This is a genomic window from Paraburkholderia sp. J10-1 (assembly GCF_905220165.1).
Lineage (GTDB): Bacteria > Pseudomonadota > Gammaproteobacteria > Burkholderiales > Burkholderiaceae > Paraburkholderia.
The window spans coordinates 1447014-1468392 of the sequence record NZ_CAJMYW010000001.1 but is presented as its reverse complement, the minus strand read 5'-3'; the positions used below and the strand labels follow the sequence as shown (position 1 = coordinate 1468392).

The 21379-nt window shown below is 62.2% G+C and carries 23 protein-coding genes and 1 pseudogene; 15 read left to right on the top strand and 9 right to left on the bottom strand.

The genetic code is table 11. From position 1 onward, the window contains the following. Positions 1 to 63: 63 nt before the first annotated feature. A complete protein-coding gene (locus U5A65_RS06435; RefSeq protein WP_321945803.1) occupies positions 64 to 705 on the bottom strand; it encodes an isochorismatase family cysteine hydrolase in 642 nt (213 codons plus the stop codon). Positions 706 to 854: 149 nt separating this feature from the next. On the opposite strand from U5A65_RS06435, the gene U5A65_RS06430 reads away from it, so the two are divergent. After that, positions 855 to 1412: a helix-turn-helix domain-containing protein gene (locus tag U5A65_RS06430; RefSeq protein WP_321945802.1), complete on the top strand. Its 558-nt coding sequence runs from the start codon at positions 855 to 857 to the stop codon at positions 1410 to 1412. 97 nt (positions 1413 to 1509) lie between these two features. Here U5A65_RS06430 and U5A65_RS06425 read toward each other — a convergent pair whose 3' ends face one another. After that, the gene (locus U5A65_RS06425) at positions 1510 to 3033 is read right to left on the bottom strand and encodes a PLP-dependent aminotransferase family protein (RefSeq protein WP_321945801.1); all 1524 of its coding nucleotides are present in this window, start codon (positions 3031 to 3033) and stop codon (positions 1510 to 1512) included. Between the two features lie 281 nt (positions 3034 to 3314). Between U5A65_RS06425 and U5A65_RS06420 the strand changes: the two genes are divergently transcribed. From U5A65_RS06420 to U5A65_RS06400, 5 genes and pseudogenes are all read left to right on the top strand, one after another. Beyond that, positions 3315 to 4514: a pyridoxal phosphate-dependent aminotransferase gene (locus tag U5A65_RS06420; protein WP_321910922.1), complete on the top strand. Its 1200-nt coding sequence runs from the start codon at positions 3315 to 3317 to the stop codon at positions 4512 to 4514. A gap of 33 nt (positions 4515 to 4547) precedes the next feature. After that, positions 4548 to 5264 carry a transporter substrate-binding domain-containing protein gene (locus tag U5A65_RS06415; RefSeq protein ID WP_321945800.1) on the top strand — a complete coding sequence of 239 codons (717 nt, stop codon included), beginning with the start codon at positions 4548 to 4550 and terminating at the stop codon, positions 5262 to 5264. Positions 5265 to 5299: 35 nt separating this feature from the next. After that, positions 5300 to 6178 (top strand): PhzF family phenazine biosynthesis protein, encoded by an 879-nt coding sequence (locus U5A65_RS06410; RefSeq protein ID WP_321945799.1) that lies wholly within the window; start codon positions 5300 to 5302, stop codon positions 6176 to 6178. An 18-nt stretch (positions 6179 to 6196) separates the two neighbouring features. Further along, positions 6197 to 6403: pseudogene (locus tag U5A65_RS06405) on the top strand (aldehyde dehydrogenase family protein); the annotation flags it as partial. A gap of 155 nt (positions 6404 to 6558) precedes the next feature. Continuing rightward, positions 6559 to 7536 (top strand): dienelactone hydrolase family protein, encoded by a 978-nt coding sequence (locus U5A65_RS06400; protein ID WP_321945798.1) that lies wholly within the window; start codon positions 6559 to 6561, stop codon positions 7534 to 7536. A gap of 187 nt (positions 7537 to 7723) precedes the next feature. On the opposite strand, the gene U5A65_RS06395 is transcribed toward U5A65_RS06400, so the two are convergent. Next, positions 7724 to 8473 carry an SDR family oxidoreductase gene (locus U5A65_RS06395; RefSeq protein WP_321945797.1) on the bottom strand — a complete coding sequence of 250 codons (750 nt, stop codon included), beginning with the start codon at positions 8471 to 8473 and terminating at the stop codon, positions 7724 to 7726. Positions 8474 to 8680: 207 nt separating this feature from the next. Here U5A65_RS06395 and U5A65_RS06390 point away from each other — a divergent pair, with 207 nt between their 5' ends. The 5 genes from U5A65_RS06390 to rpsU all read left to right on the top strand — a co-directional run bounded on the left by U5A65_RS06390 (position 8681) and on the right by rpsU (position 11679). Continuing rightward, the gene (locus U5A65_RS06390; protein WP_321945796.1) at positions 8681 to 9592 is read left to right on the top strand and encodes a LysR family transcriptional regulator; all 912 of its coding nucleotides are present in this window, start codon (positions 8681 to 8683) and stop codon (positions 9590 to 9592) included. 273 nt (positions 9593 to 9865) lie between these two features. Further along, positions 9866 to 10069 carry a cold-shock protein gene (locus tag U5A65_RS06385; protein ID WP_065065051.1) on the top strand — a complete coding sequence of 68 codons (204 nt, stop codon included), beginning with the start codon at positions 9866 to 9868 and terminating at the stop codon, positions 10067 to 10069. Between the two features lie 277 nt (positions 10070 to 10346). After that, positions 10347 to 10571 (top strand): hypothetical protein, encoded by a 225-nt coding sequence (locus tag U5A65_RS06380; RefSeq protein ID WP_321935853.1) that lies wholly within the window; start codon positions 10347 to 10349, stop codon positions 10569 to 10571. A 521-nt stretch (positions 10572 to 11092) separates the two neighbouring features. After that, positions 11093 to 11359: a translation initiation factor IF-1 gene (gene infA, locus U5A65_RS06375; RefSeq protein ID WP_321910935.1), complete on the top strand. Its 267-nt coding sequence runs from the start codon at positions 11093 to 11095 to the stop codon at positions 11357 to 11359. Positions 11360 to 11466: 107 nt separating this feature from the next. Then, complete coding sequence (gene rpsU, locus U5A65_RS06370) at positions 11467 to 11679, top strand: 30S ribosomal protein S21 (protein WP_321910937.1); 213 nt, start codon at positions 11467 to 11469, stop codon at positions 11677 to 11679. Between the two features lie 107 nt (positions 11680 to 11786). Here rpsU and U5A65_RS06365 read toward each other — a convergent pair whose 3' ends face one another. The 3 genes from U5A65_RS06365 to U5A65_RS06355 all read right to left on the bottom strand — a co-directional run bounded on the left by U5A65_RS06365 (position 11787) and on the right by U5A65_RS06355 (position 14611). After that, positions 11787 to 12305, bottom strand: coding sequence for an HPP family protein (locus tag U5A65_RS06365; RefSeq protein ID WP_321945795.1), 519 nt, complete (start codon positions 12303 to 12305; stop codon positions 11787 to 11789). Further along, on the bottom strand, positions 12305 to 13507 hold the full coding sequence (locus U5A65_RS06360; RefSeq protein ID WP_321910941.1) for an NAD-dependent formate dehydrogenase: 1203 nt from the start codon (positions 13505 to 13507) through the stop codon (positions 12305 to 12307). The genes U5A65_RS06365 and U5A65_RS06360 overlap by 1 nt, the downstream gene beginning before the upstream one ends. Before the next feature lie 156 nt (positions 13508 to 13663). Beyond that, positions 13664 to 14611 (bottom strand): LysR family transcriptional regulator, encoded by a 948-nt coding sequence (locus U5A65_RS06355; RefSeq protein WP_321945794.1) that lies wholly within the window; start codon positions 14609 to 14611, stop codon positions 13664 to 13666. A 201-nt stretch (positions 14612 to 14812) separates the two neighbouring features. Here U5A65_RS06355 and adh point away from each other — a divergent pair, with 201 nt between their 5' ends. Together adh and U5A65_RS06345 are read left to right on the top strand one after the other, a co-directional pair. Next, complete coding sequence (adh, locus tag U5A65_RS06350; RefSeq protein WP_321945793.1) at positions 14813 to 16333, top strand: aldehyde dehydrogenase; 1521 nt, start codon at positions 14813 to 14815, stop codon at positions 16331 to 16333. A gap of 58 nt (positions 16334 to 16391) precedes the next feature. Continuing rightward, complete coding sequence (locus U5A65_RS06345) at positions 16392 to 16781, top strand: DUF779 domain-containing protein (RefSeq protein WP_321935857.1); 390 nt, start codon at positions 16392 to 16394, stop codon at positions 16779 to 16781. Here U5A65_RS06345 and U5A65_RS06340 read toward each other — a convergent pair. Genes U5A65_RS06340 through modA form a run of 3 tightly spaced genes read right to left on the bottom strand, consistent with a single transcriptional unit; the run spans position 16778 to position 18992 of the window. Beyond that, positions 16778 to 17488 (bottom strand): sulfate/molybdate ABC transporter ATP-binding protein, encoded by a 711-nt coding sequence (locus tag U5A65_RS06340; RefSeq protein WP_321910947.1) that lies wholly within the window; start codon positions 17486 to 17488, stop codon positions 16778 to 16780. The genes U5A65_RS06345 and U5A65_RS06340 overlap by 4 nt on opposite strands. 16 nt (positions 17489 to 17504) lie before the next feature. After that, positions 17505 to 18179 carry a molybdate ABC transporter permease subunit gene (gene modB / locus U5A65_RS06335; protein WP_321910949.1) on the bottom strand — a complete coding sequence of 225 codons (675 nt, stop codon included), beginning with the start codon at positions 18177 to 18179 and terminating at the stop codon, positions 17505 to 17507. Positions 18180 to 18206: 27 nt separating this feature from the next. After that, positions 18207 to 18992 carry a molybdate ABC transporter substrate-binding protein gene (gene modA, locus U5A65_RS06330; RefSeq protein ID WP_321910951.1) on the bottom strand — a complete coding sequence of 262 codons (786 nt, stop codon included), beginning with the start codon at positions 18990 to 18992 and terminating at the stop codon, positions 18207 to 18209. Between the two features lie 212 nt (positions 18993 to 19204). Here modA and U5A65_RS06325 point away from each other — a divergent pair, with 212 nt between their 5' ends. Both U5A65_RS06325 and U5A65_RS06320 read left to right on the top strand, forming a co-directional pair. Continuing rightward, positions 19205 to 20176, top strand: a complete 972-nt coding sequence (locus U5A65_RS06325; protein ID WP_321935858.1) for a hypothetical protein — start codon at positions 19205 to 19207, stop codon at positions 20174 to 20176. A 182-nt stretch (positions 20177 to 20358) separates the two neighbouring features. Then, on the top strand, positions 20359 to 21279 hold the full coding sequence (locus U5A65_RS06320) for a LysR family transcriptional regulator (RefSeq protein ID WP_321910955.1): 921 nt from the start codon (positions 20359 to 20361) through the stop codon (positions 21277 to 21279). Positions 21280 to 21379: the final 100 nt, after the last annotated feature.

The window sequence follows — 21379 nt, the reverse complement described above, 5'->3', positions numbered from 1 at the left end:
AAGACACCACTGTCGCCCATGAAACTTGCGCAGACGAAGGGCGCGCCGCGCACCGCGCACGCCTCAGACCGACAGCTTCTCGATGATTTCGTCAGTCGAGACAATAGCGCATGCGTAAGCCGGCATGTTGAACTGTAGCGAGGCGTCCATCTCGGCCGGTCCAAAGCTGCCAATCGCATCTTTCACGAGCGTGACCTCATAACCCAGCTCTGCCGCATAACGAACGGTGGATTCGATGCACGTGTTAGCGCGCATGCCAATCACGATGACTTTCCGCAGACCATGCTTCTTGAGCTGAAAGTCGAGATCCGTGTTGGCGAACCCGCTTGATAGCCAATGTTCCTGAGCGACGATCTCGCCGGGGCGCGGTTCGAAATCAGGGTGAAAACTGCCTCCCCAGGTCCCGTCAGCAAAGACACGTCCCTTGTCGGCGGCGGCCCCGATGGGCGGTATGGTCTTCCAATGATTGTGCAGATCGGATTCGCGCCAACGATGATGAGGGGCGATGAAGACTTGCACACCGGCCGTCCGCGCGGCAGCGAGGATCTGCCGCATATGCTCTACGACGTTGTTCGCCTCCAAGGTCGCGCGGCAGAGTTCGTAGAGCTTGCCGCCCTCCGACAAGAAATCATTATAGGGATCGACGATGAGCAGCCCCGTCAAATCGGGTTCATACGTCAGCCCAGGTGCAGATCGATTTGCCATGTTGAGAACCCTTCTGGTGCGCCAAATGTGTGACTACAATATTTGAAGCGACACAACTTGTAAAGCACAAAGACGGCGTCGATGAACGTTAGCGATCTTGGTTCGCTGCGCCGACAGGTTCAGAATGCAGGGTTTAGTGAGGGATCGAGATGAAACAACAGGATACTGGCGAGACGCGTTGTCCCCTCGCCCGTGCGGCTGCCGTCATTGCGGATCGATGGACTATCCTGATCCTGCGCGAACTTCGAATGGGTAATGATCGCTTCGATGGTATTCAGGCACAGACCGGGATGTCGCCCAATCTGCTTGCCCAGCGCCTCAGGACAATGGAGGACAACGAGCTGATCGAGCGTCGGCTCTATCAGGATCGACCCAAGCGGTACGCCTACTGCATCACTGACAAGACGCGCGAGCTCGACGGGGTGATGCTGACCCTTCGCTTGTGGGGAATGCGGCACTGCGGGCTCGAACCAGAAGCTGAAAGCGCATTGACGATGACGCATCGTCGGACTGGCGCGATCATCGACGCCGACTGGCAACCTGAGCAAGCCGACCTGCCTTTCACCTTCAGCCAGGTTGAGAGCCGGATCAATCCGTCATGGGCGGCCGAGCGAGCCGCTCGCGCAGAGGCCTTTGCTGTCGAGCGGAAAAATCAGGTTTCCAGACGTGCCCCACGAAAACGCAAAACCGCCTCTGTCGAGAATTGAGCTTCCATGTCTGACTGCATGCACGGGATCATAGCGGCCTTGCGGGCGTGAATTGAACGTGATGAGAGGTCGATCGCGCGCGCTTGCTTCCGGCCTGTCACTCATCGGAAAATCGTTCACGGCTGTTTCGGACTCCGGACGGCAATCTGCTCAACTTCGTTACGCCAGTCTCATTCGCCAACGCCGACTGGCGCGCGAGCTGTGCGCATGCGAGCCGGCCAAGGCGGCGGACGCCGTCTTCCATACGCTCGTCCCAGTCGTGCCCGGCGCTCAGGCGAAGGCAATTGCGAAAGCGCCGGCTCGCCGAAAAAACATCGCCGGGTGCGAAGCAAATGCCTTGCTCGAGCGCCTCGTCGAAAAGCGCGCGCGAATCGAAGCGTCTTGGCAATTCGAGCCATAGTACAAAGCCGCCTGCTGGCCGGCTGACTTTCGTTTCGGCGGGGAAGCTTGCCTCGATGGTACGGGTCATGCGCGCCAGGTTCTCTTCGAAGATTCGGCGGATGCTGCGCAAGTGCGAATCGTAGGCGCCACTCTCGAGGAAGTCTGCGAGTGCGATCTGAGGCAAAACCGGGCAGCAGAGGCTGAACGCGAGCTTGCGCTCCATCACTTGCTGCGTGTAGGCGCCGGCCGCAATCCACCCGACCCGGTATCCGGGGGCAAGCGATTTCGAAAACGAGCTGCAGTAGATCGTATTGGCGCCGCCATCGAGTGCGATGAACGGCTTCGGCCGATCGCGACCGAAGTGAATGTCACCATAGACGTCGTCTTCGATGAGCGGTACGGCGTGCCGCGCCAGCACGGCGAGAAGCGCAAGTTTGTCGGCTTCGGCCATCGCGGAGCCAAGTGGATTGTTGAAGCTCGACGACAGCAAACAGGCCGCCACCGGTTCGGTCTCCAGCAAGCGTGCGAGTGCACCGACGTCGATGCCGTGCGTCGGGTGAGTCGGCAGCTCGAATGCCTTCAGGCCGAGCATCTCAATAGTGTGAAGGAATCCGAAATAGGTGGGAGATTCGATTGCGATCGTATCGCCGCGACTGGCGACAGCCGAAAGCGCGAGCGTGAGCGCCTCGGTGCAGCCGCAAGTCACGAGCACGTCGTCGGGCGACAGCGCGTGCCCGACGCGCATCGCGCGCCTTGCGATCTCCCGCCGCAGGCGCGGTTCGCCGTGCGGCGGGCTATAGGTGTTGTAGCGCATACCGTGCTGTCGCGCAGCGCGCGCGAGCCCGAGGTCGAGCCGCTTCGATTGCAGCAGCGCGGCGTCGGGCACGGCACAGCCAAGAGGAACGAGCGTCGAATTCGATGCGTGCTCGAGCAGCGCCGCGACCGCTGCACTGATCGACACCGTCGACGCCTTCGCGCGCGGCCGCGAGGCCGACGGCAATGCGAGGGCGCCACGGCGCGCGGCCGCGACGTAGAAGCCCGACTGCGGACGCGAGACAAGAATGCCCCGATCTTCGAGCATGCGATACGCCTGCAACGCCGTGGAAACGCTCATGCGGTGCTGCTCGCTGATCGCGCGCACCGAGGGCAGCCGCATGCCCGGTGCGAGCGCGCCGTTGTTGATCATGCCGACGATGAGTTCGGCCAGTTGCTCGTAACGAAACGGCGTGTGCGTGTCCATGTAAGCGCTCGTAGCGGAATCAACCCAGATTATCGACGTCGCGCCGCGACTCGCCAAGGTAAATTGTGTTGGTCGATTCTCCGGAAAATTGTGACTGTTATGGTCCGCGAGAGAACGCTACGATGCGTGCAATGCAATCGCGTCCGATGGAACCCGATTCCGTAGCGCAGCAAGGCCCTGCGCACGGCTGGGATTTCCGTCACGGCATGGCGGGAGCGGTCGCCCGGAGGCTCCCAATGCGTCGTCTGACGAATGACCCACGGCAAAGGCAAGGTACAAGCATGAACGCACTCCAACAGGCTTTCGATGAAAAGCGCGGGACTGGCTTCGACGAAGCGCATGCCCACGCATGGCGCGGGAGATTTCCGCGCAACGAGATCATCTCGCTGCTCGATGTGAATCGGCCATTCAATCTGGCGGAGAGCACGTCGCAAGACTTGACGGTCGGCGCATTGCTGGACCTGGCGGGTCTGGACGGCATACGCAATCTGAAACTCGGCTATGGAACCTCGGCAGGTTCGTTGGCGCTGCGCGAAGCCATCGCAGAAGGCTGCGGCGTGCCGGCCGAGCAGATCATCACGACACAAGGCACTGCGCTCGGGCTCTTCCTGCTCGCTTTCGAAGTCTGCCGGCCCGGCGACGAGGCGGTCCTCGCAACGCCGTGCTTTCCGCCAAGTCGTGACTGTCTGCTCGGAGCCGGCGTCGACGTCCGCGAGATCAAGCTCTCGTTTGAGCATGGCTATCGGCTGGATCTGGAACAGATCGAGGCAAGCCTGTCCTCGAAAACGAAGCTCGTCAGCCTCGCCTCGCCGCAAAATCCCGCTGGCGTCCAGACGTCTCGCGCCGACATCGAGAAGCTGCTTGTGCTCATGGAAAGGCACTCTCCGGAAGCGATACTTTTCGTCGACGAGACCTATCGGGAAGCCGCTTATGGCGACAACGCCGTGGCCGATAGTTTTGCGGCGCTCGACGCGCGCATCGTCACCGGCGCATCGGTATCGAAGGCGCTCGGCGCGCCGGGCTTGCGCACCGGCTGGCTCACGGTGGCAGACAGCGATCTTCGGGCGCGTTTGACTGTCGCCAAGATGAATACCGTGATCTCGGGTTCCGTGCTCGACGAGACGCTCGCCACCGTCCTTTTGCGTCACAGGGAAGGTGTGCTCGCGCCGCGCCGCCAGTTGCTCGCCCACGCGCTCAAGGAACTGACGCAGTGGTGCGAGAGCGAGCGCGAACGCATCGAATGGGTCCGGCCCGACGCAGGCGCGCTGTGCTGCGTGCGCCTGCGCGCCGAGGCATTCGACGAGGCTGCCGTCTCGCGCTTCTGGGATCTGTTGCCAGGTCGTGATCTGCAACTGGCATCCGGCGCATGGTTTGGCGAGAGCAGCCGCGTATTCCGGCTGGGCTTCGGCTATCTGCCGCCTGCGCGCCTGCAACCCGCGTTGTCTGCGCTCTCGTCGGTTCTGGACGCTGCTGCTGCCTGACACGCCATTGCCCTGAACATGTGGAGTACTACTATGAAAGTAAGCGTCGCCTATCTCGAGGAGCCCCCCTTCTACTGGACGGGTGAAGATCATCGCGCGACGGGCGCCGACATCGAGCTGGCCGACGTGGTGCTGCGAGCGATCGGTGTGTCCGCGATCGAACATCATTTGACCTCGTTCGATGAACTGCTGCCTGGCGTGCAGGATGGTCGCTGGGACATGAACGTGCCCATTTTCGTGACGGCCGAGCGCGCGCTGCGCGTTGCATTCAGCGCGCCCGTATGGTCGCTGGCCGATGGCTTTTTGCTTCGCCATGGCAATCCGAAAGCGCTTGCAAGCTACCGGGCCGTCGCCGCGCACAACGACGCGCGGCTCGGGATCGTTGCCGGGACGGTTCAGTACGATGCGGCCATCTCGGCGGGCGTGAACGATAGGCAGATCGTGGCCTTCAAGGACCAGCCTCTCGCGATCGACGCACTGCTCGCAGGAGAGATCGACGCCTACGCGAGCACGGCGGTGGGAAGCCGTGCCCTCGCTGGTGCCAATCAGGCACTGGAAATGGTTGCTCTCGAAACGAACAAGGAAGGCGGAGCGCCTGTCGGCGCCTTTTCGTTCAACCAGAACAATCATGCGCTTCTACAGGCCGTGAACGAACAGCTTCGAAAATACCTTGGCTCGGCGGATCATCGTACCCGCATGGCGAAATACGGTCTCACCCGGACCGAACTCGACAGCGTGAGCGCAGCCTGAGCCAGGCGAGTCAGCGCAATTCAGATGAGGAGAACATGAATCGATCCTATAACGTTGTCGACGTCTTTTCCTCCCAACCGCTGCTAGGCAATCCAGTGGCCGTAGTCATGGACGCGCAGGGCCTCACGGTCGACGCGATGCAGGCTATCGCGAGATGGACGAACCTCTCGGAAACGACGTTCGTCCTTCCCGCCACGACAGCCGACGCCGACTATTGCTTGAAGATTTTCACGCCCCGTAGCGAGCTTCCTTTCGCAGGGCATCCGACGCTGGGCAGTGCGTACGCCCTCCTGGAAGCCGGGCGCGTCATACCTCGCCGAACCGGCCGATTGACTCAGCAATGCGGAATCGGCCTGGTCGAATTGACGATCGGAGCGCGTGAGGCAGATCGCGAACTCCACTTCCGTCTGCCGCCTGCGAAGCTCGAGCCAGTTCACACGGCGGAACTAGCGGAGCTGGAGCGCATTCTCGGCTGCAAAGTGGACCTGAAGGCTGCGCCGGGGATCGTGAACGTGGGTCCCATCTGGATCGTGGCACAACTAAACGATGCGGCTTCCGTACTCGCGCTTCGACCTGATCTCGCGAGACTGGCAGAGCTCGAGCGCCGCCTGGGTGTGACGGGTTTGACCGTATTCGGCGCTCGCGAGCGCGGCGACGACGCGGCTATAGAAGTGCGCACATTTGCACCCTCTTGTGGTGTGGACGAGGACCCTGTCTGCGGAAGCGGCAACGGCAGCGTCGCGGCCTTCCAGTGGCAGCGCGGCCTGTTGCCGGCCGGCGGAACCGATTACGTGGCGGCTCAGGGACGCTGCGTCGGCCGGGATGGCAAAGTCAGGATAAGCGTGGACGCGAACGGAACCGTGAGCGTCGGCGGTTCCTGCGTCATTTCCGTGGAAGGCTCGCTTACGCTTTAGACGCCAACCGCACTCAAGGCAGCCGACGAACTGGAAGCCGGCGGGGTCATGATCAACGACTCATCGGATTACCGGATCGATGCCATGCCGTTCGGCGGCTTCAAGTACGGCAGCCTCGGCCGCGAAGGTGTCAGGTTTGCCTACGAGGAAATGACTCAACCGAAAGTCGTGTGTATCAGGAGAACGACGGATGGAAACCAGAAGCATGCAGCAACGGCCCGATAAGGACGAGCCGGCAAGTCTCGCGTTAGTGGCTATTGCAACTGTCTGATAGCGATTCTCGCAGCAGAACACCAAGACAATCGACCGCTCTCTCCACGTCTTCCTATACTGGACTTCGTAAGTCATTGCGTGATCCAGCACCGAAGACGAGGAATGCCATGTCGAAAGCAAACATCACTGCGCTCATCCAGATCGCCTTGATCTGCATTGGCAGCTGTCTCGCGAACGCCGTGCACGCGCAGGTCACGCGAATGGAGGTCATCCCGATTCCGTCCGTGACGCTCACCGACCAGGAATTCCTGAGCGGCCGCGAGGATGGCAAACCTGTCACGGTGGCAGGCGAGCTTCGGATTCCCCGGCCCGGCACGGACCGGCTGCCGCTTGTCATCATGCTGCATGCTTCTGGCGGCGTCGGCAGCAGCGTCACAGACTGGGAGGAGTACTTTCTTTCGCTCGGTGTTGCGACCTTTGTGATCGACAGCTTCTCGGGCCGCGGGATCGTCAGCACGATCAACGATCAATCGCAACTCGGCCGCCTTGCACAGACCGAAGACGCCTATCGCGCGATGGCGGCGCTTGCGAAGCACCCGAGAATCGACCCGAACCGGATCGTGCTCATGGGATTCTCGCGTGGCGGGCAGAACGCGCTTTATGCAAGCCTGAAGCGGTTCCAGAAGATGCACGCCCAACCCGGCACCCAGTTCGCGGCGTTTATCGCGTTCTATCCTGACTGTACCTACACCTATCTCGAAGACGAGGATGTCGTTTCCAGACCGGTTCGCATTTTCCAGGGGACGGCAGACAACTACAATCCAGTCGCGCCCTGCCGCGCCTATGTGGAACGTCTAAAAACGAAAGTGAGCGATGTCCAGTTGACTGAGTACGCCGGCGCCAGCCATTTCTTCGACGCGCGAGCACTCAAGCAACCGCTGCAGTTACCCCAAGCACAGACCACGCGTAACTGCGCGGCTGTCGAGATCGAAAACGGGCTGGTCGTCAACGCCAAAACGAGGCAACCGTTTAGTTACAGCGATTCGTGCGTCGAGCGCGGGACAACCATCGCGTACGACGAGAATGCGGCGGCCAAGGCCAGGGAAGCAGTCAGCGAGATCGTCAAAACCGTGCTGAAGCCCTAGGTTCACGTTGGCCACGTCCAAGGTCTGGCGCCTCGCGTAGTCACAAGGCAACTCGAAACGCGGCAATGGGTTCGCGAACCTGGTTCAGCTACGGCCGACTGCGCCTGGCACCAGCCGGCCATCCTCGTGTTATCACAGGCATGGGCGGAATCGATCGAAAGCGGATATCCGCCCTGCCTCGGCCCTATCAGACCTGGGCCATGCCGCCGTCCACGAAGAGCTCGGTTCCGTTGATGAAGCTGGCCGAGTCCGAAGCGAGGAAGGCAACCGCCTTGCCGATTTCTTCAGGCTCACCCAGGCGGCCGAGCGGCACTTGCGCAGCCAGCGCGTCGTACAGCCCCTGACGGGCTTCGTCGGGCACGAGGCCGCCAAGGCCAGGCGTGCGGATCGGGCCCGGGCTGACGACGTTCACGCGAATGCCACGTTCCTTCAGGTCCAGCGCCCACGAGCGGACGAAATTGCGCACCGCCGCCTTGCTCGCGCTATACACGCTGAAGTTGGCCGTACCGGTTACCGACGTGATGGACGATGTCAGGATGACCGATGCGCCGTCGACCAGCAGCGGCAATGCCTTCTGCACGGTGAACAGCACGCCGCGCACATTCGTCCCGAAGATCCGGTCGAAATGCTCTTCGGTGATGGCGCCGAGCGGCAGCATGTCCCCGCCGCCGGCATTCGCAAAGAGGATGTCGAGCTTGCCGGCCGCTTTGGCGATCTGGGCGTAGACCTCGTCCAGATCCGACAGCACCGAGGCGTCCGCCCGGATGGCCGTGGCCGCCGGGCCGATGGCCGCTACCGCGGCGTCGAGTTCGGCCTGCCGGCGGCCGGTGATGAACACACGCGCGCCCTGCTCCGCGAGTTCCTGCGCTGCGGCGAGGCCAATGCCCGTGCTGCCGCCCGTGACGAGTGCGATCTTGCCGTTCAGTTGCTTGCTCATGATGTGCTCCGTTGCGTGGTGTGAAAGGGATCTGCAAATGCGTCCGACCGTGTTTTCGTCGCTGCCTGAGTCCGTCGCGCACTGCATGGAAAGCACTTTAGGGAAAAGCGGTTTTTTGATAAATATGGAAACAATGAAATGACTATCCACCACCATGTATAATCGACGCACCTGACATCCGGTCGGGTTTTCGGGAGTCCGTTCGCGATGGATCAGTTGCTGGCAATGCGGGCTTTCAGCCGCGTGGTGGAAGCGGGCAGTTTTACGCGAGCCGCGGAGTCGCTCGACATACCCAACACCACGATGAGCAAGCTGGTTCAGGAGCTCGAGGCGCACCTCGGCGTAAAGCTGCTCCAGCGCACAACGCGCAAAGTCACCGTAACGCCGGAAGGTCAGGACTACTACGCCAAGGTCACGCGCGTGCTTCGGGACCTCGAAGACATCGATTCGTCGTTCAGCGTGGCACGGAGCAATCCGCGCGGCAATTTGCGCATCGACGTTGGCGGCTTGACGGCACGCGACGTGCTGATTCCCCTGCTTCCGGACTTCATGGCACGTTACCCGGACATCCGAATCGATCTGGGCGTCGCCGACCGCTCGGTCGATCTGATCGGCGACAACGTCGATTGCGTCATCCGGGGCGGCCCGCTCGACAACTCATCGCTCGTCGCGCGCAGTATCGGCGAAGCGACGATGGTGACATGCGCCACGCCCGCCTATCTGAAGCACTATGGCGTTCCCGCGTATCCGGACGAGTTGAGAAATGGACACCGGTTGATCGGCTACATCTCCACCCAGACCGGCAGGGCCATGCCATTTCGTTTCGAGCACAGAGGCGAGCGCACCGAGATAAAAATCGAACACCGGCTCGGCATCAACGAAAGCAATGCGCATCTGGCCGCCGGCGTCGCGGGACTCGGGATCGTTCAAACCTTTGCTCATGCCGCCAATTCCGCGCTGCGGGATGGATCGCTCGTGGAGATACTGAAGAAATGGCGGCCGCCGTCGTATCCGTTTCATGTCGTGTATCCGCAGAACCGGTACGTAACCCATCGTTTGCGGGTGTTCATCGACTGGCTTCTCGAATATTTTCCCGCCAGGGTCCGAGGTATCGAGTAGCCGTCGCTGTAACAGGTGCATGCGGCAGGCGCATGCGCCCAGCCGGGCAAGGGCCGCATCGCTTCGTCTGCAAAACGGGCCGCATGGGGATTCAGTTACAAGATACTTATTGACGCCGACCCAGCCGTCGGGTAATGTGCCGGGCGAAGGTCAGGAAGTTCGATTGCTGTTCATCAATTGCTCGCCTCCCGGCGGTATTCGTGGTCCTCTCCCTCCTTGTCGCTTCAGGCGCTCTTTAAGAGCAAATTTTCGTTTTTTTCTCAAGGATTCTTCATGGAAACCGGTACCGTTAAGTGGTTCAACGACAGCAAAGGCTTTGGCTTCATTACCCCGGACAAGGGCGGCGACGACCTGTTCGCTCACTTCTCCGAGATCAAGACCGACGGCTTCAAGACGCTGGCTGAAAATCAGAAGGTGAGCTTCGAAACGAAGCAAGGCCCGAAGGGTCTGCAAGCGGCTAACATCAAGCCGCTGTAAAGTTTGAAGGGCCCGGCATCCGACAACGGACGCCGGGCTGCAGCGACACCCTCGCGGAGCTTTGTCTCCCATAGTTGGCGCAATCGCTTTTTGCTGCACCTGCTCGTTCAGCAGCGTGCCACGCGCCACACGCCTCGTTGCACCTCATTCTCCCCTCTGGCTTCAACGCCCTTTTTCGCTCTCCGACTGTTTCAGATTCGGCTTGCAATGGCTTTGGATCGGCGCATCCGTGCACATTTCGCACGGCACACGCCTATCGAACATCAATAAAATTAAAATGCAAAACAAACAAGTTCAACAATACAACGGCTATGCCGTCCAACCCTCGGCGCATCGTTTGCCCGACGGTAGCTTTTCCTCAAACCTGTTGCTCGAACGCACCGATAGCGCGCGAGCCGAAGGCTGCTACCAGTTCTATTCGCTCGATTACTTCGCGAGCGAAGAGCAGGCGCTGCAGCACTCGGCGCGCTGGGCACGCAATTGGGTCGACACGCGCGGCTAAAGGCAACGCCACGATTCGAAGTACCCAACGCATCTGAGGCACCAGGGCGCGCGCAAGCAAACGCGCCCAAGCATCGCCGCGATCCCGCACCGCGCCTCGTCGGCACACATGGCCGACAACATCTTTCCTTCTGGCCCCGCCGATAGTGGCAGGCAGACGGCGGCCTTCGGTTACAATGCAGGGTTCGTTTGCTTCGCACAGCACTTAAGCGACACGTGTTGGTTAGCGGCGAACTTTCCTTTGATCGATAGTTCAGTGAGGCCGGCGATAACAGTGCTCGCTGGACTGCACGCCCCGACTCGCATCGGAGCTGTATTGCGAGCCGCCGCGTCTGACCCCATCCCCTCGCGTATCTGATTCGCCGCCCGGACACGGCGGTGTCAGCGACTTCCCGGACGCAAGGGCTGCCCAGCAAACTCCTTGCTTCTCACTACCGCGCGAGCGCGTGTCGATCAGCGCTCGCGGCGTCTACCTCAATGCAGCACCGACCCCATGTCCCGCCAATTGATCAGGAACCTTGAATGGCCAAAGAAGAACTGCTGGAACTCGACGGTATCGTCGACGAAGTACTGCCAGACAACCGCTACCGCGTCACGCTCGACAATGGTGTGATGGTAGCGGCGTACGCTTCTGGTCGTATGCGCAAGAATCACATTCGCATCATTGCAGGCGACCGGGTAACGCTGGAACTCTCGGTGTACGATCTCACGAAAGGACGAATCAATTTTCGTCATAAGGATGACCGCAGCGGCGGCGCAACGCAAAGACCTGCATTTCGCCGTCGTTGATGGCGCGGTACGCAAGCGTCGACTGTGACCCTTACCGGTACCACGACGCTGCGTGCACATCCAGATCACCATCCACTATTGCTGCTGGATTTCAACCAGGAAAACAATTGACTACCGTAATTCTGAAACCTGACGAGCCCGTGGAAGTTGCATTGCGTCGTTTCCGTCGCGCAATCGAGCGCACTGGCTTGATTCCGGAACTTCGCGCCCGGACAGCCTATGAAAAGCCGACCGCAGTACGCAAACGCAAGAAGGCTGCCGCAGTGGCACGCCTGCGCAAGCAGATCAAACGGTCGTTGCCGCCGAAAAAGCGCTACTGACCGGGAATGGCTGGGCAGCCGTGCTGAAACGGCCGTCCAGCGCCCAGCCGGTGCCACGCATCACCTGCGTGTGGGCCAAGCGGCCCTGATCCAGGCACGCTCGAGAATCACCCTGCCCGGTTTGGCCACGTGCCGCGCTTGACGATTGCCCAATACAGCCAGCCGATCAATACCAGCGACACCGCGCCAGCCATCGTTGGGAGTGCCAGGAAAGACCATCCTGGCTGCGCCGCGAAGATAATGACCGGATTGCTGCCGGCCGGTGGATGAACTGTGCGCGTCATCATCATCAACATCAATGCGCACGCTGCGGCGCCTGCCATCGGCACGTATCCCGGGCCAAACAGATGCAAACACACCAAGCCCGTCAACGACGTCAGAACGTGTCCTCCGACAACGTTTCGCGGCTGAGAGAACGGGCTTGACGGAAAGCCGAACAGCAGAACGCAGGTGGCCCCGAATGAACCGAGAATCCACGGTTCCGAGGTCGTCTGCGCCAGCATGCCCACGAGAGCCAACGCCACGAACGCACCCAGGCCAGCAAGCAGTATTCTCACCGCCTGGGCGCGCCACGTAGAGGCCCCGTTGGTGCCGGCGGGTGCGGCAGACGGGGTCGTCATCGACATCAGGCCACCTTGAAGCGGGCCGCTTCTTCCGATCCCTTAGTCGCGTTGCCCGCGCTGTACGAGTGCGCACCGACACCGGCGAGCTTGCCACCCTGCACGATCAGATATTCGTCGCGAATCGGGCGGCCTTCGAAGTAGCACTCGAGGATCTCGCGCGTTCCCGCTGCGTAGCGGGCCTGTGCGGAGAGGCTGGTGCCGGAGATGTGAGGCGTCATCCCCTGATGCGGCATGCTGCGCCACGGATGATCCGCCGGTGCCGGCTGAGGGAACCACACATCGCCGCCGTAGCCCGCCAGCTGACCGCTTTTCAGCGCATCGACGATCGCGTCGCGGTCGCACAGCTTGCCTCGAGCCGTATTGATCAGATAAGCGCCGCGCTTGAAGTTCTTCAACGTCGCCGCGTTGATCATGTGCTCGGTTTCCGGATGCAGCGGGCAGTTCAGCGTGACCACGTCGCACACGCGGGTCAAGCTTTCGAGGCTCGTGTGATGGGTGAGATTGAGCTCCTTCTCCACCGATTCGGGCAGGCGGTGACGATCGAGGTAATGCAGCTTCATGTCGAACGGCTTGAGCAGGCGCAGCACGCGCAAACCGATACGGCCTGCCGCCACCGTGCCGACATGCATGCCCTCGACGTCATACGAGCGCTCGACGCAATCGGCAATGTTCCAGCCGCCTTCATTGGCCCAGTTGTGCGACGGAATATAGTTGCGCACGAGAGCGAGCGTCGTCATCACGACGTGCTCGGCCACGCTGTTACTGTTGCAATAGGTGACTTCCGCCACGGTGATCCCGCGATCCATGGCCGCCTGCAAATCGGTGTGATCCGAACCGATCCCGGCGGTGACGATCATCTTGAGCTTCGGGGCCTTCGCAATGCGCTCGGCCGTCATGTACGCCGGCCAGAACGGCTGCGAGATCACGATCTCGGCGTCGTGCAATTCGCGGTCGAGCACGCTGTCGGCGCCGTCTTTGCTGGAGGTCACCACCAGCTGGTGGTCGTTCGACTCCAGATACTTGCGCAGGCCTAGCTCGCCTGACACGCAGCCCAGCAAATGCCCCGGCGTGAAGTCGATTGCGCGGGGCGTCGGCGTGGTCTGCCCGTCGGGATAGCGCGTGATTTCAGGAAGGGTGTCACGGGCGTACTGCTTCGGCATACCGTTGACCGGGTCGTCATACAGCACACAAACAATTTTTGCCACGATATCTGTCTCCACTCTGATGGGCGAGGAACCGGAAGCGCCGTGGGCGCCACCGGCTGTCCGATCGCGCTACCTGCGACCGATCGACGGACAGAGTGTCGACGAGAAGCGGAATGCAGATCCAATCTTTTCGACGTATCACCTGATAAGTGCGGCTTATGAAACGCTCGCCGGCACTTCACCAATCGCGCGCGGCCGATCGAGGAATGCGTCGAACCTCGTTTGCAGATCGAGGTGTTTCGCCGCCCGCCACAGGGCTGCCACGAGCGGCGGGCGGGACGGAAGGTCGCGGGCTATCAGGCCGATCTCCCGGGTGAGTTCGGGCTCGAGCGGAGTGACCGTGTCCCGCCCGGTACTGTCGTTGACGCACAGCACGCTATGAGGCAATACCGTGTGAAGCCCTGCATGCAGGACATTCGACATCAAGGTGAGCAACGAGTCAGCCTCGACAACGACTTTGGGCTGAACGCCCGCGCGACGAAACGCGGCGTTGATGACCTGGCGGTTCTGCATTGAGGAGTCCAGAAGACCAAACTGCAAACCGCCCAGTGCGTCCCAACGCGCGGCACCGATGCGTGCATGCTCACCCGATCCGGATGGCGAGACCAGGACATAGCGTTCGCGGTAGAGCGGCAGCACTTCGAATCCGGCCTGTGTGTGATCGTCGAGATAGGTGAAGCCAACGTCGAGCTCATATTCGTCGAGCTGCCGCAATATGGCGTCCGAACTCAGCGAGCGCACCGCATAGCGGAGCATGGGATGCGCTTCACGGCAGCTTGCGATCATGAGGCTCACGACTGGCATCGTCGTGGGAATCACCCCGATCCTCACGGTGCCGGTCAACAGGTTCGAAGCGCAGACGTCCTGCCTCATATGGTCGAGGGCCGCGATCGTCTGCCGTGCCCAACCTAGCACGCGCTCGCCTTCCTCGGTGAACCCGAGAAAGCGGCGGCCGCGCCTCACGATCACGAGACCCAGTTCGTTCTCGAGACTGCGTATCGCGGACGAAAGTGCCGGTTGCGTCACGTTGCAAAGCTCCGCAGCGCGCGCGAAATGCCGCTCCTTTGCCAACGTAACCAGGTAGTTGAGTTGCCGGATGAACATCGCGCGTTTCGCCCCTCGATATATTCGGTGATATATTACGCGAATTCTTCCCCGGTGCCGACCTGGCGCCGGCGCTGTCGCTCCTGGCTTGTGCGGCGCAAAACCAAAACTTCGGAAATTGTCCGAATAGGGGCGTAGTATTCCTTGCGATATAACGAAGTGGTCCAACCCCTGTTCGGCCGATATGCGAGGAGCACGCCCATGAACCACGCAGAACTGCAATATCTCACCACGGAATATCCCTTCCGCAAGCAATACGACAATTTCATCGGCGGGCAGTGGGTCAAGCCCGTCGGCAATGAGTACTTCGACAACATCTCGCCGGTCACGGGCGAGCCGTTCACGTCGATCCCGCGCTCGCGCGAAGCCGACATCGAGTTGGCGCTCGACACCGCCCACAAGGCGAAGGACGCCTGGGGCCGCACCGCCCCCGCCGACCGCGCGAATCTGCTGAACAAGATCGCCGAGCGCATCGAGGCCAACCTCACGCGGCTCGCGGTGGCGGAAACCATCGACAACGGCAAGCCGCTGCGCGAAAGCATGGCCGCCGATATTCCGCTCGCGATCGACCACTTCCGCTATTTCGCGAGCGCGATCCGCGCGCAGGAAGGCGCCATTTCGCAGATCGACGACAGCACGGTCGCGTACCACTTTCACGAGCCGCTCGGTGTGGTGGGCCAGATCATTCCGTGGAATTTCCCGATCTTGATGGCCACGTGGAAGCTCGCGCCGGCGCTCGCTGCCGGCAACTGCGTCGTGCTCAAGCCCGCCGAGCAAACGCCGGCCTCGGTCCTCGTGCTGATCGAGCTGATCCAGGACCTGCTGCCGCCCGGCGTGGTCAATGTGGTGAACGGTTTTGGTCTCGAAGCGGGCAAGCCGCTCGCCTCGAACAAGCGCATCGCGAAGATCGCCTTCACGGGCGAGACCACAACGGGCCGGCTCATCATGCAGTATGCGAGCCAGAACATCATTCCCGTCACGCTGGAGCTGGGCGGCAAGAGCCCCAACATCTTCTTTGCCGACGTGATGGATCACGACGACAGCTTTCTCGACAAGGCGCTGGAAGGCTTCACGATGTTCGCGCTCAATCAGGGCGAAGTGTGCACGTGCCCGTCGCGTGCGCTCGTCGACGAGAAAATCTACGACCGGTTCATGGAACGCGCGCTCAAGCGCGTGGGCGCGATCGTCCAGGGGCATCCGCTCGATCCGAAAACGATGATCGGCGCGCAGGCCTCGCAGGAGCAGCTCGAGAAAATCCTCTCGTACCTCGATCTCGGCAAGCAGGAAGGCGCGCAATGCCTCACGGGCGGAGAGCGCAACCCGCTCGATGGCGAGCTGAAGAATGGCTACTACATCAAGCCAACCGTGTTCCGCGGCCACAACAAGATGCGCATTTTCCAGGAGGAAATCTTCGGGCCAGTCGTCTCGGTCACGACGTTCAAGACCGAGGAAGAAGCGCTGCAAATCGCCAACGACACGCTCTACGGGCTTGGCGCCGGCATCTGGACGCGCGACGGCACGCGTGCCTACCGCTTCGGCCGCGCGATCCAGGCGGGGCGTGTATGGACGAACTGCTATCACGCCTACCCGGCGCACGCGGCGTTTGGCGGCTACAAGCAATCGGGCATCGGGCGCGAGAACCACAAGATGATGCTCGACCATTATCAGCAGACGAAAAACCTGCTGGTGAGCTATAGCGACAAGCCGCTCGGCTTTTTCTGATGTGTGCTGCGCGCCTCGCCGCTTGAGGCGGGGCGCGGAACGGTTGGGAGAGCTGACCATGGCCGAAGAGGTGTCCCGCGTCGTTGCAACGCCGGCGGCCGTCGCGCTGATCCAAAAGCTGGTGGCGCAGCACGGCCCAGTGCTTTTCCACCAGTCGGGCGGCTGCTGCGACGGCAGCGCGCCCATGTGCTTTCCCGCGGGCGAGTTCATGGTCGGCAATGCCGATGTGAAGCTCGGCGTGATCGCGGGCGCACCGTTCTACATGAGCGAATCGCAGTTCGAATACTGGCAGCACACGCAGCTCATTATCGACTGCGTGCCAGGCAATGGCGGCATGTTCTCGCTGGAGCGCCCAACCGGGCTGCGCTTTCTCACGCGCTCGCGGCTGTACGACGACGCGGAATCGGCGTGGCTCGATCATCATCCGGTCGAGCGCGTGCAGGGCTAAGGCATCGCGCGCGTTCGATACGTGAGCGCATCCGGCAGCGCCTCGGTGTCGACGTGCCCGTCGATGAGCGGCACCACCTCGTCGCCAAACGCGGCGACATCTTCGGGGTCGTGCGTGATGAGCAGCATGGGAATGTCCAGGCGCGTCTGCAGCGCCAGCAGTTCGCGGCGCATACGTTCGCGCAGCGCGTGATCGAGCGCCGAGAATGGCTCGTCGAGCAGCAGCAGCTGCGGCTTCGAGACCAGCGCGCGCGCGAGCGCCACGCGCTGTTTCTGGCCGCCCGAAAGGTGCACGGGATGGCTGCCCGCCACGCCACGCAGCTCGAGCGCATCGAGCCAGTATTCGACGTCGGGATGCGCATCGCGGCGCGCCGGATTGAACCATCCCTTGTGCAGCCCGAACGCAATGTTCTGCTGCACATTCAGATGGGGAAACAACGCGTAGTCCTGGAACAGATACGCGATCCGGCGCATCTGCGGCTTCAGGTCGATGCCGCTCGCGCTGTCGAACAGCGCTTGCCCGCCCAGACGAATCACGCCTTCGTCGGGCCTCAGGAGGCCCGCGACCGCCTGCAGGGTCAGCGTCTTCCCCGAACCCGATGGGCCGAACAGCACGACGCGCTGTGCGTGCGTTTCGAACGCGACGTCGAGCAGAAAACGGCGTCCGGCGGATTCGAGCGTTTTACGGACAGCGACGGTCAGGGACATGGCGCTAAGCGTGAGATCAACGCGAGGTCAACAGCGAGTGCTGCGGCACCAGCCTGCCCGCGAGCACGAGAATCACGACGCACGTGACCGAGGTGACGACCACGAGGAAATTCGCCGTGCTGTCGTCGCCCGCCTGCACAGCCGAATAGATCGCAACGGAAAGCGTTTGCGTGCGGCCCGGCAGATTGCCCGCGATCATCAGCGTCGCACCAAACTCGCCGAGCGCGCGCGCAAATGCGAGCAGCGTGCCTGCCACGATGCCGCGCATGGCGAGCGGCAGCGTCACGCGAAAGAAGATCGCGGCCTCGCTGATGCCGAGCGTGCGCGCAGCACGCTCCAGTTGCGGATCGACCGATTCGAATGCGGCGCGCGCCGACTTCAGCACGAGCGGGAACGCCACGACCATCGACGCCAGGACGGCGCCTTGCCACGTGAACACGAGCTGGATGCCGAGGCTGTCGAGCCAGCGGCCAAATACGCCGCGCCGCCCGACCAGCACGAGCAGGTAGTACCCGAGAACCGTGGGCGGCATGACGAGCGGCAGCGTCAGCAGCGAATCGAGCAGGTCTCGCGCGCCGGAATGCCAGCGCGCGAGACCGTAGCCGGCGGCCACGCCGAACACGACGTTCAACGCCGTGGCCCAGCCGGCGACCTTCAGCGAGAGCAGCAGCGGAACCCAGACCTGTCCCATGAGGGGCGCTCCTCTTGCGCGGGCGGATCAGTGCGCCGTGCCGGCCGGCTTGAAGCCATACTTCGCGAGTATGGTCTGCCCGGCGGGCGACAGCACGTAGGCGATGAAGGCCTTCGCATCCGCTGCATGGCGGCTGCCCTCCACGAGCGCAATCGGATAAGTCACGGGGGTTTGCGTCGGCACGGTCAGTGCGACCTTCACGCGCTCGGGCATGATCGCGGCGTCGGTGGCGAACACGAAGCCCGCGTCGACCTCGCCACGCGAGACGTAGTCGAGACTCTGGCGCACGTCGCCCGCCAGCACGCTCTTCGCGTTCACCGCGTCCCACAGGCCCGCCGCTTCGAGCGCGCCTTTCGCGTAGCGGCCGATCGGCACCGACGCCGGATCGCAATACGCCACGCGCTTCACGCCCGGTTGCGCGAGGGCGTCGAGCGACGTCGGCATGAACGAACTGTCTTTCGGCACGATCAGCACCAGCGCATTGGCCGCGAAATCCTGGCGCGTGGCGGGATCGACCACCTTCTCGGCGACGGCCTTGTCCATCGCCTTCTGGTCTGCCGACGCGTAGACGTCGGCGGGCGCGCCCTTCACGATCTGCTGCATCAGCACGTCGGAGGCGCCGAAGTTCAGCAGTACCTTCGTGCCCGGGTGCTGCTGCTCGTATGCCGCGCCAATCGCCTTGAACGCATTGGTGAGGCTCGCCGCGGCGGAGACGATGAGCTCGTCGGCGCGTGCGTTCGCGCAAACGGCCATCATGCCGACGCCGATGACGAACAATGTCTGCTTCAGAAAACGTGGGAACGATACGCGCATGGTCTGATATCTCGAGATTAATGAATCAACGTGAAAGCAATGTAATGTTCCGGAATCGAAATATTACACTGTATATAGCGATAGTCGAGCTTGGCGCGCTGATTCAGAATATCTAGCCGTTGCATGACGAACGCGCTATCGACGTAGAATCCGTTTTTCTGCGCTCCGGAGTTGCGATGCGCCCTCACCCGAACGCCATGCCAGGAGCCGTCATGCCGGGAATCACGTTATCGAGAGCCTTCGGCGTGGGCCGCGCCGCGCGGCGGCTTACATGGCACGCGCTGGCAGCAACGCTCCTCGCCATCGCGGGCTGTCACAGCGCGCCATTTTCTGCACCCACGCGCGTCGAGCTGAACGCCCAGCCGAACGCAATCGCCGTGCGTCCCGGTGACGGCGCGCTATTCATCACCGACGACCGGAGCAACGACATCCTGTGGTCTTCGAACCAGTCGGACTTCCGCCCGTATGCCAGCCTGCCCGCTATCGCGGGTCAGCCCAACAGCCTCAGCCAGTTCGTGTTCCTGCGGCCTGACGCACTGCTCGCCCAACGATTTGGCTTTGGTAAGACAGGCGCCCTCTTCGTCGTTTCCGCCGCCGGTGACGCCCATGCCCTGAGCGGTCCGGCTTCCGGGCGACGCAGACTGGGACTCGTATCGATCGGTCCCGGCCGTGCGCTGTCGAGCTGGTTCATCAAGCGGGAAAACGAGCCGCCAACGGGCGGCGTCAGCCTCGTGAGCTACGACCTGACGACATACGCCGCTACCGAGCGCGATCTCGTCAGTGGTCTTGCGAAGCCTGTGGGAATCGCGGTCCACGGCGGCGCGCTGTTTGTCGCGGACCAGGGCGCGGGTGAGATTCTGCGCTACGACCTCGCCGAATTGCTGGCCAAACCGGAGCCCTCACACAGCGGCACGGCGTTCGCGAAAATCGAAAGCCCGGACCTGCTCGCCGCCGATGCATCCGGAGCGCTCTACACAAAATGTGGCGCGCACGGATTCTGCCGCATCACGCCGGACGGCACGGTGTCGAGCCTCGCCGACGACTTCCAGGACGCGCGTGGCGTAGCCGTCGACGAGACGCGCCACGTTGTCCTTGTCGTGGACCGCGCGAAAGGCGCAAACGCAACGACCAGCGCCATCCGCGCGTTCGCGCTAGCGAGCAGCGAGGCAAGCGCGGATCACTGAGCGCTAGCGCGCGGCCGCATGAATTCGTGCATGCGGCCTCGCACATAGTGCAGATGCACCTTCCGTTATAAGCCCGAATCTGCAAGGCACACACGCGTGGCCAGGCATTTCCCCGGAATTGACGCACCGTTATATCGAACCGTATATAGCTAGGAACGGCGTCAATCGAAACGGTGTTCTGCATGTCCCGGGAAGTCATCGACTCTTATCTGCTGAAGGTTCTCCATACGCTCATCTGCGAAGCCAGTGTCTCGCGCACTGCCGCGCTGCTCGGCCAAACGCAGCCGGCAATCAGCGTCGCACTACGCAAACTGCGTGCGATGACGGGCGATCCGCTCCTCGTGCGCAGCGGCAGCCACATGGTGCCCACGACGCACGCGCTCACGCTGATCGAGCCCACGGCGCAGGCGCTGGCGGGCATCGCCGCCGTGCTGCATCCCACCACGGCATTCGATCCCGCCACGACGCGCAGGACTTTTCACATCGGTTCGCCCGACTATCTGGACGTGTTTTTCCTGCCCGCTATCGTCGATGCGTTCCATACCGAAGCGCCGCGCGCACGTATCGAGTTTCAGCATCTGATGATGGTGAATGGCGGCTACGAGCATGGTCTGGAAAGCGGTGCGCTCGACCTCGTGATTGGCAACTGGCGCACACCGCCCGAGCATCTGCACCTCCAGCCGCTGTGCAAGGACGAACTCGTCTGCCTGATGCGTGCGCAACACCCGATCAAGCCCGGCAAGCTGACCCGGGAGAGGTATCAGGAGGCCGCGCATCTGGCCGTCACCACGCATCATGCGGCGGGACTCGGCACCATCGATATCGAACTGGGTCGCAGCGGCCTGTCGCGCAACGTGACGACCAGCCTGCCGTACTTCGGCATGGCGCCGTATGTGCTGATGCGCTCGAACCTGCTTTTCACGACCACGCGCGCGCTGGCCGCGCACTACTGCAATCTGCTCGATCTGCGCATGGAGCCCATTCCCGGCGAGCGCCAGGCGCTCACCTATTACCAGCTTTGGCATGACCGCACGCATCGCGGTGCGGCCGCAATCTGGCTGCGCCACCTCGTGGCCCAGATCGCCAAGGGACTCGCGCGATAAATTTCGGAACCCGAATCATTTTAAAAAGAACCGCGAGCATGGCTCGCGGCGGCAAACGTCCGGCGCTCGTGCCCGGAGGACTGGTAACCGGATACGAACG

Bases quoted from the DNA above. Each gene is read 5' to 3' on its own strand.
- U5A65_RS06425 (WP_321945801.1), bottom strand. From the start codon at position 3,033: ATGGACACGCACACGCCGTTTCGTTACGAGCAACTGGCCGAACTCATC.
- U5A65_RS06410 (WP_321945799.1), top strand. From the start codon at position 5,300: ATGAATCGATCCTATAACGTTGTCGACGTCTTTTCCTCCCAACCGCTG.
- U5A65_RS06390 (WP_321945796.1), top strand. From the start codon at position 8,681: ATGGATCAGTTGCTGGCAATGCGGGCTTTCAGCCGCGTGGTGGAAGCG.
- U5A65_RS06365 (WP_321945795.1), bottom strand. From the start codon at position 12,305: ATGTCGATGACGACCCCGTCTGCCGCACCCGCCGGCACCAACGGGGCC.
- U5A65_RS06320 (WP_321910955.1), top strand. From the start codon at position 20,359: ATGTCCCGGGAAGTCATCGACTCTTATCTGCTGAAGGTTCTCCATACG.
- U5A65_RS06380 (WP_321935853.1), top strand. From the start codon at position 10,347: ATGCAAAACAAACAAGTTCAACAATACAACGGCTATGCCGTCCAACCC.
- U5A65_RS06415 (WP_321945800.1), top strand. From the start codon at position 4,548: ATGAAAGTAAGCGTCGCCTATCTCGAGGAGCCCCCCTTCTACTGGACG.
- U5A65_RS06400 (WP_321945798.1), top strand. From the start codon at position 6,559: ATGTCGAAAGCAAACATCACTGCGCTCATCCAGATCGCCTTGATCTGC.
- U5A65_RS06345 (WP_321935857.1), top strand. From the start codon at position 16,392: ATGGCCGAAGAGGTGTCCCGCGTCGTTGCAACGCCGGCGGCCGTCGCG.
- U5A65_RS06385 (WP_065065051.1), top strand. From the start codon at position 9,866: ATGGAAACCGGTACCGTTAAGTGGTTCAACGACAGCAAAGGCTTTGGC.
- modA (WP_321910951.1), bottom strand. From the start codon at position 18,992: ATGCGCGTATCGTTCCCACGTTTTCTGAAGCAGACATTGTTCGTCATC.
- modB (WP_321910949.1), bottom strand. From the start codon at position 18,179: ATGGGACAGGTCTGGGTTCCGCTGCTGCTCTCGCTGAAGGTCGCCGGC.
- U5A65_RS06430 (WP_321945802.1), top strand. From the start codon at position 855: ATGAAACAACAGGATACTGGCGAGACGCGTTGTCCCCTCGCCCGTGCG.
- adh (WP_321945793.1), top strand. From the start codon at position 14,813: ATGAACCACGCAGAACTGCAATATCTCACCACGGAATATCCCTTCCGC.
- U5A65_RS06355 (WP_321945794.1), bottom strand. From the start codon at position 14,611: ATGTTCATCCGGCAACTCAACTACCTGGTTACGTTGGCAAAGGAGCGG.
- U5A65_RS06435 (WP_321945803.1), bottom strand. From the start codon at position 705: ATGGCAAATCGATCTGCACCTGGGCTGACGTATGAACCCGATTTGACG.
- U5A65_RS06395 (WP_321945797.1), bottom strand. From the start codon at position 8,473: ATGAGCAAGCAACTGAACGGCAAGATCGCACTCGTCACGGGCGGCAGC.
- U5A65_RS06340 (WP_321910947.1), bottom strand. From the start codon at position 17,488: ATGTCCCTGACCGTCGCTGTCCGTAAAACGCTCGAATCCGCCGGACGC.
- infA (WP_321910935.1), top strand. From the start codon at position 11,093: ATGGCCAAAGAAGAACTGCTGGAACTCGACGGTATCGTCGACGAAGTA.
- U5A65_RS06420 (WP_321910922.1), top strand. From the start codon at position 3,315: ATGAACGCACTCCAACAGGCTTTCGATGAAAAGCGCGGGACTGGCTTC.
- U5A65_RS06325 (WP_321935858.1), top strand. From the start codon at position 19,205: ATGCCGGGAATCACGTTATCGAGAGCCTTCGGCGTGGGCCGCGCCGCG.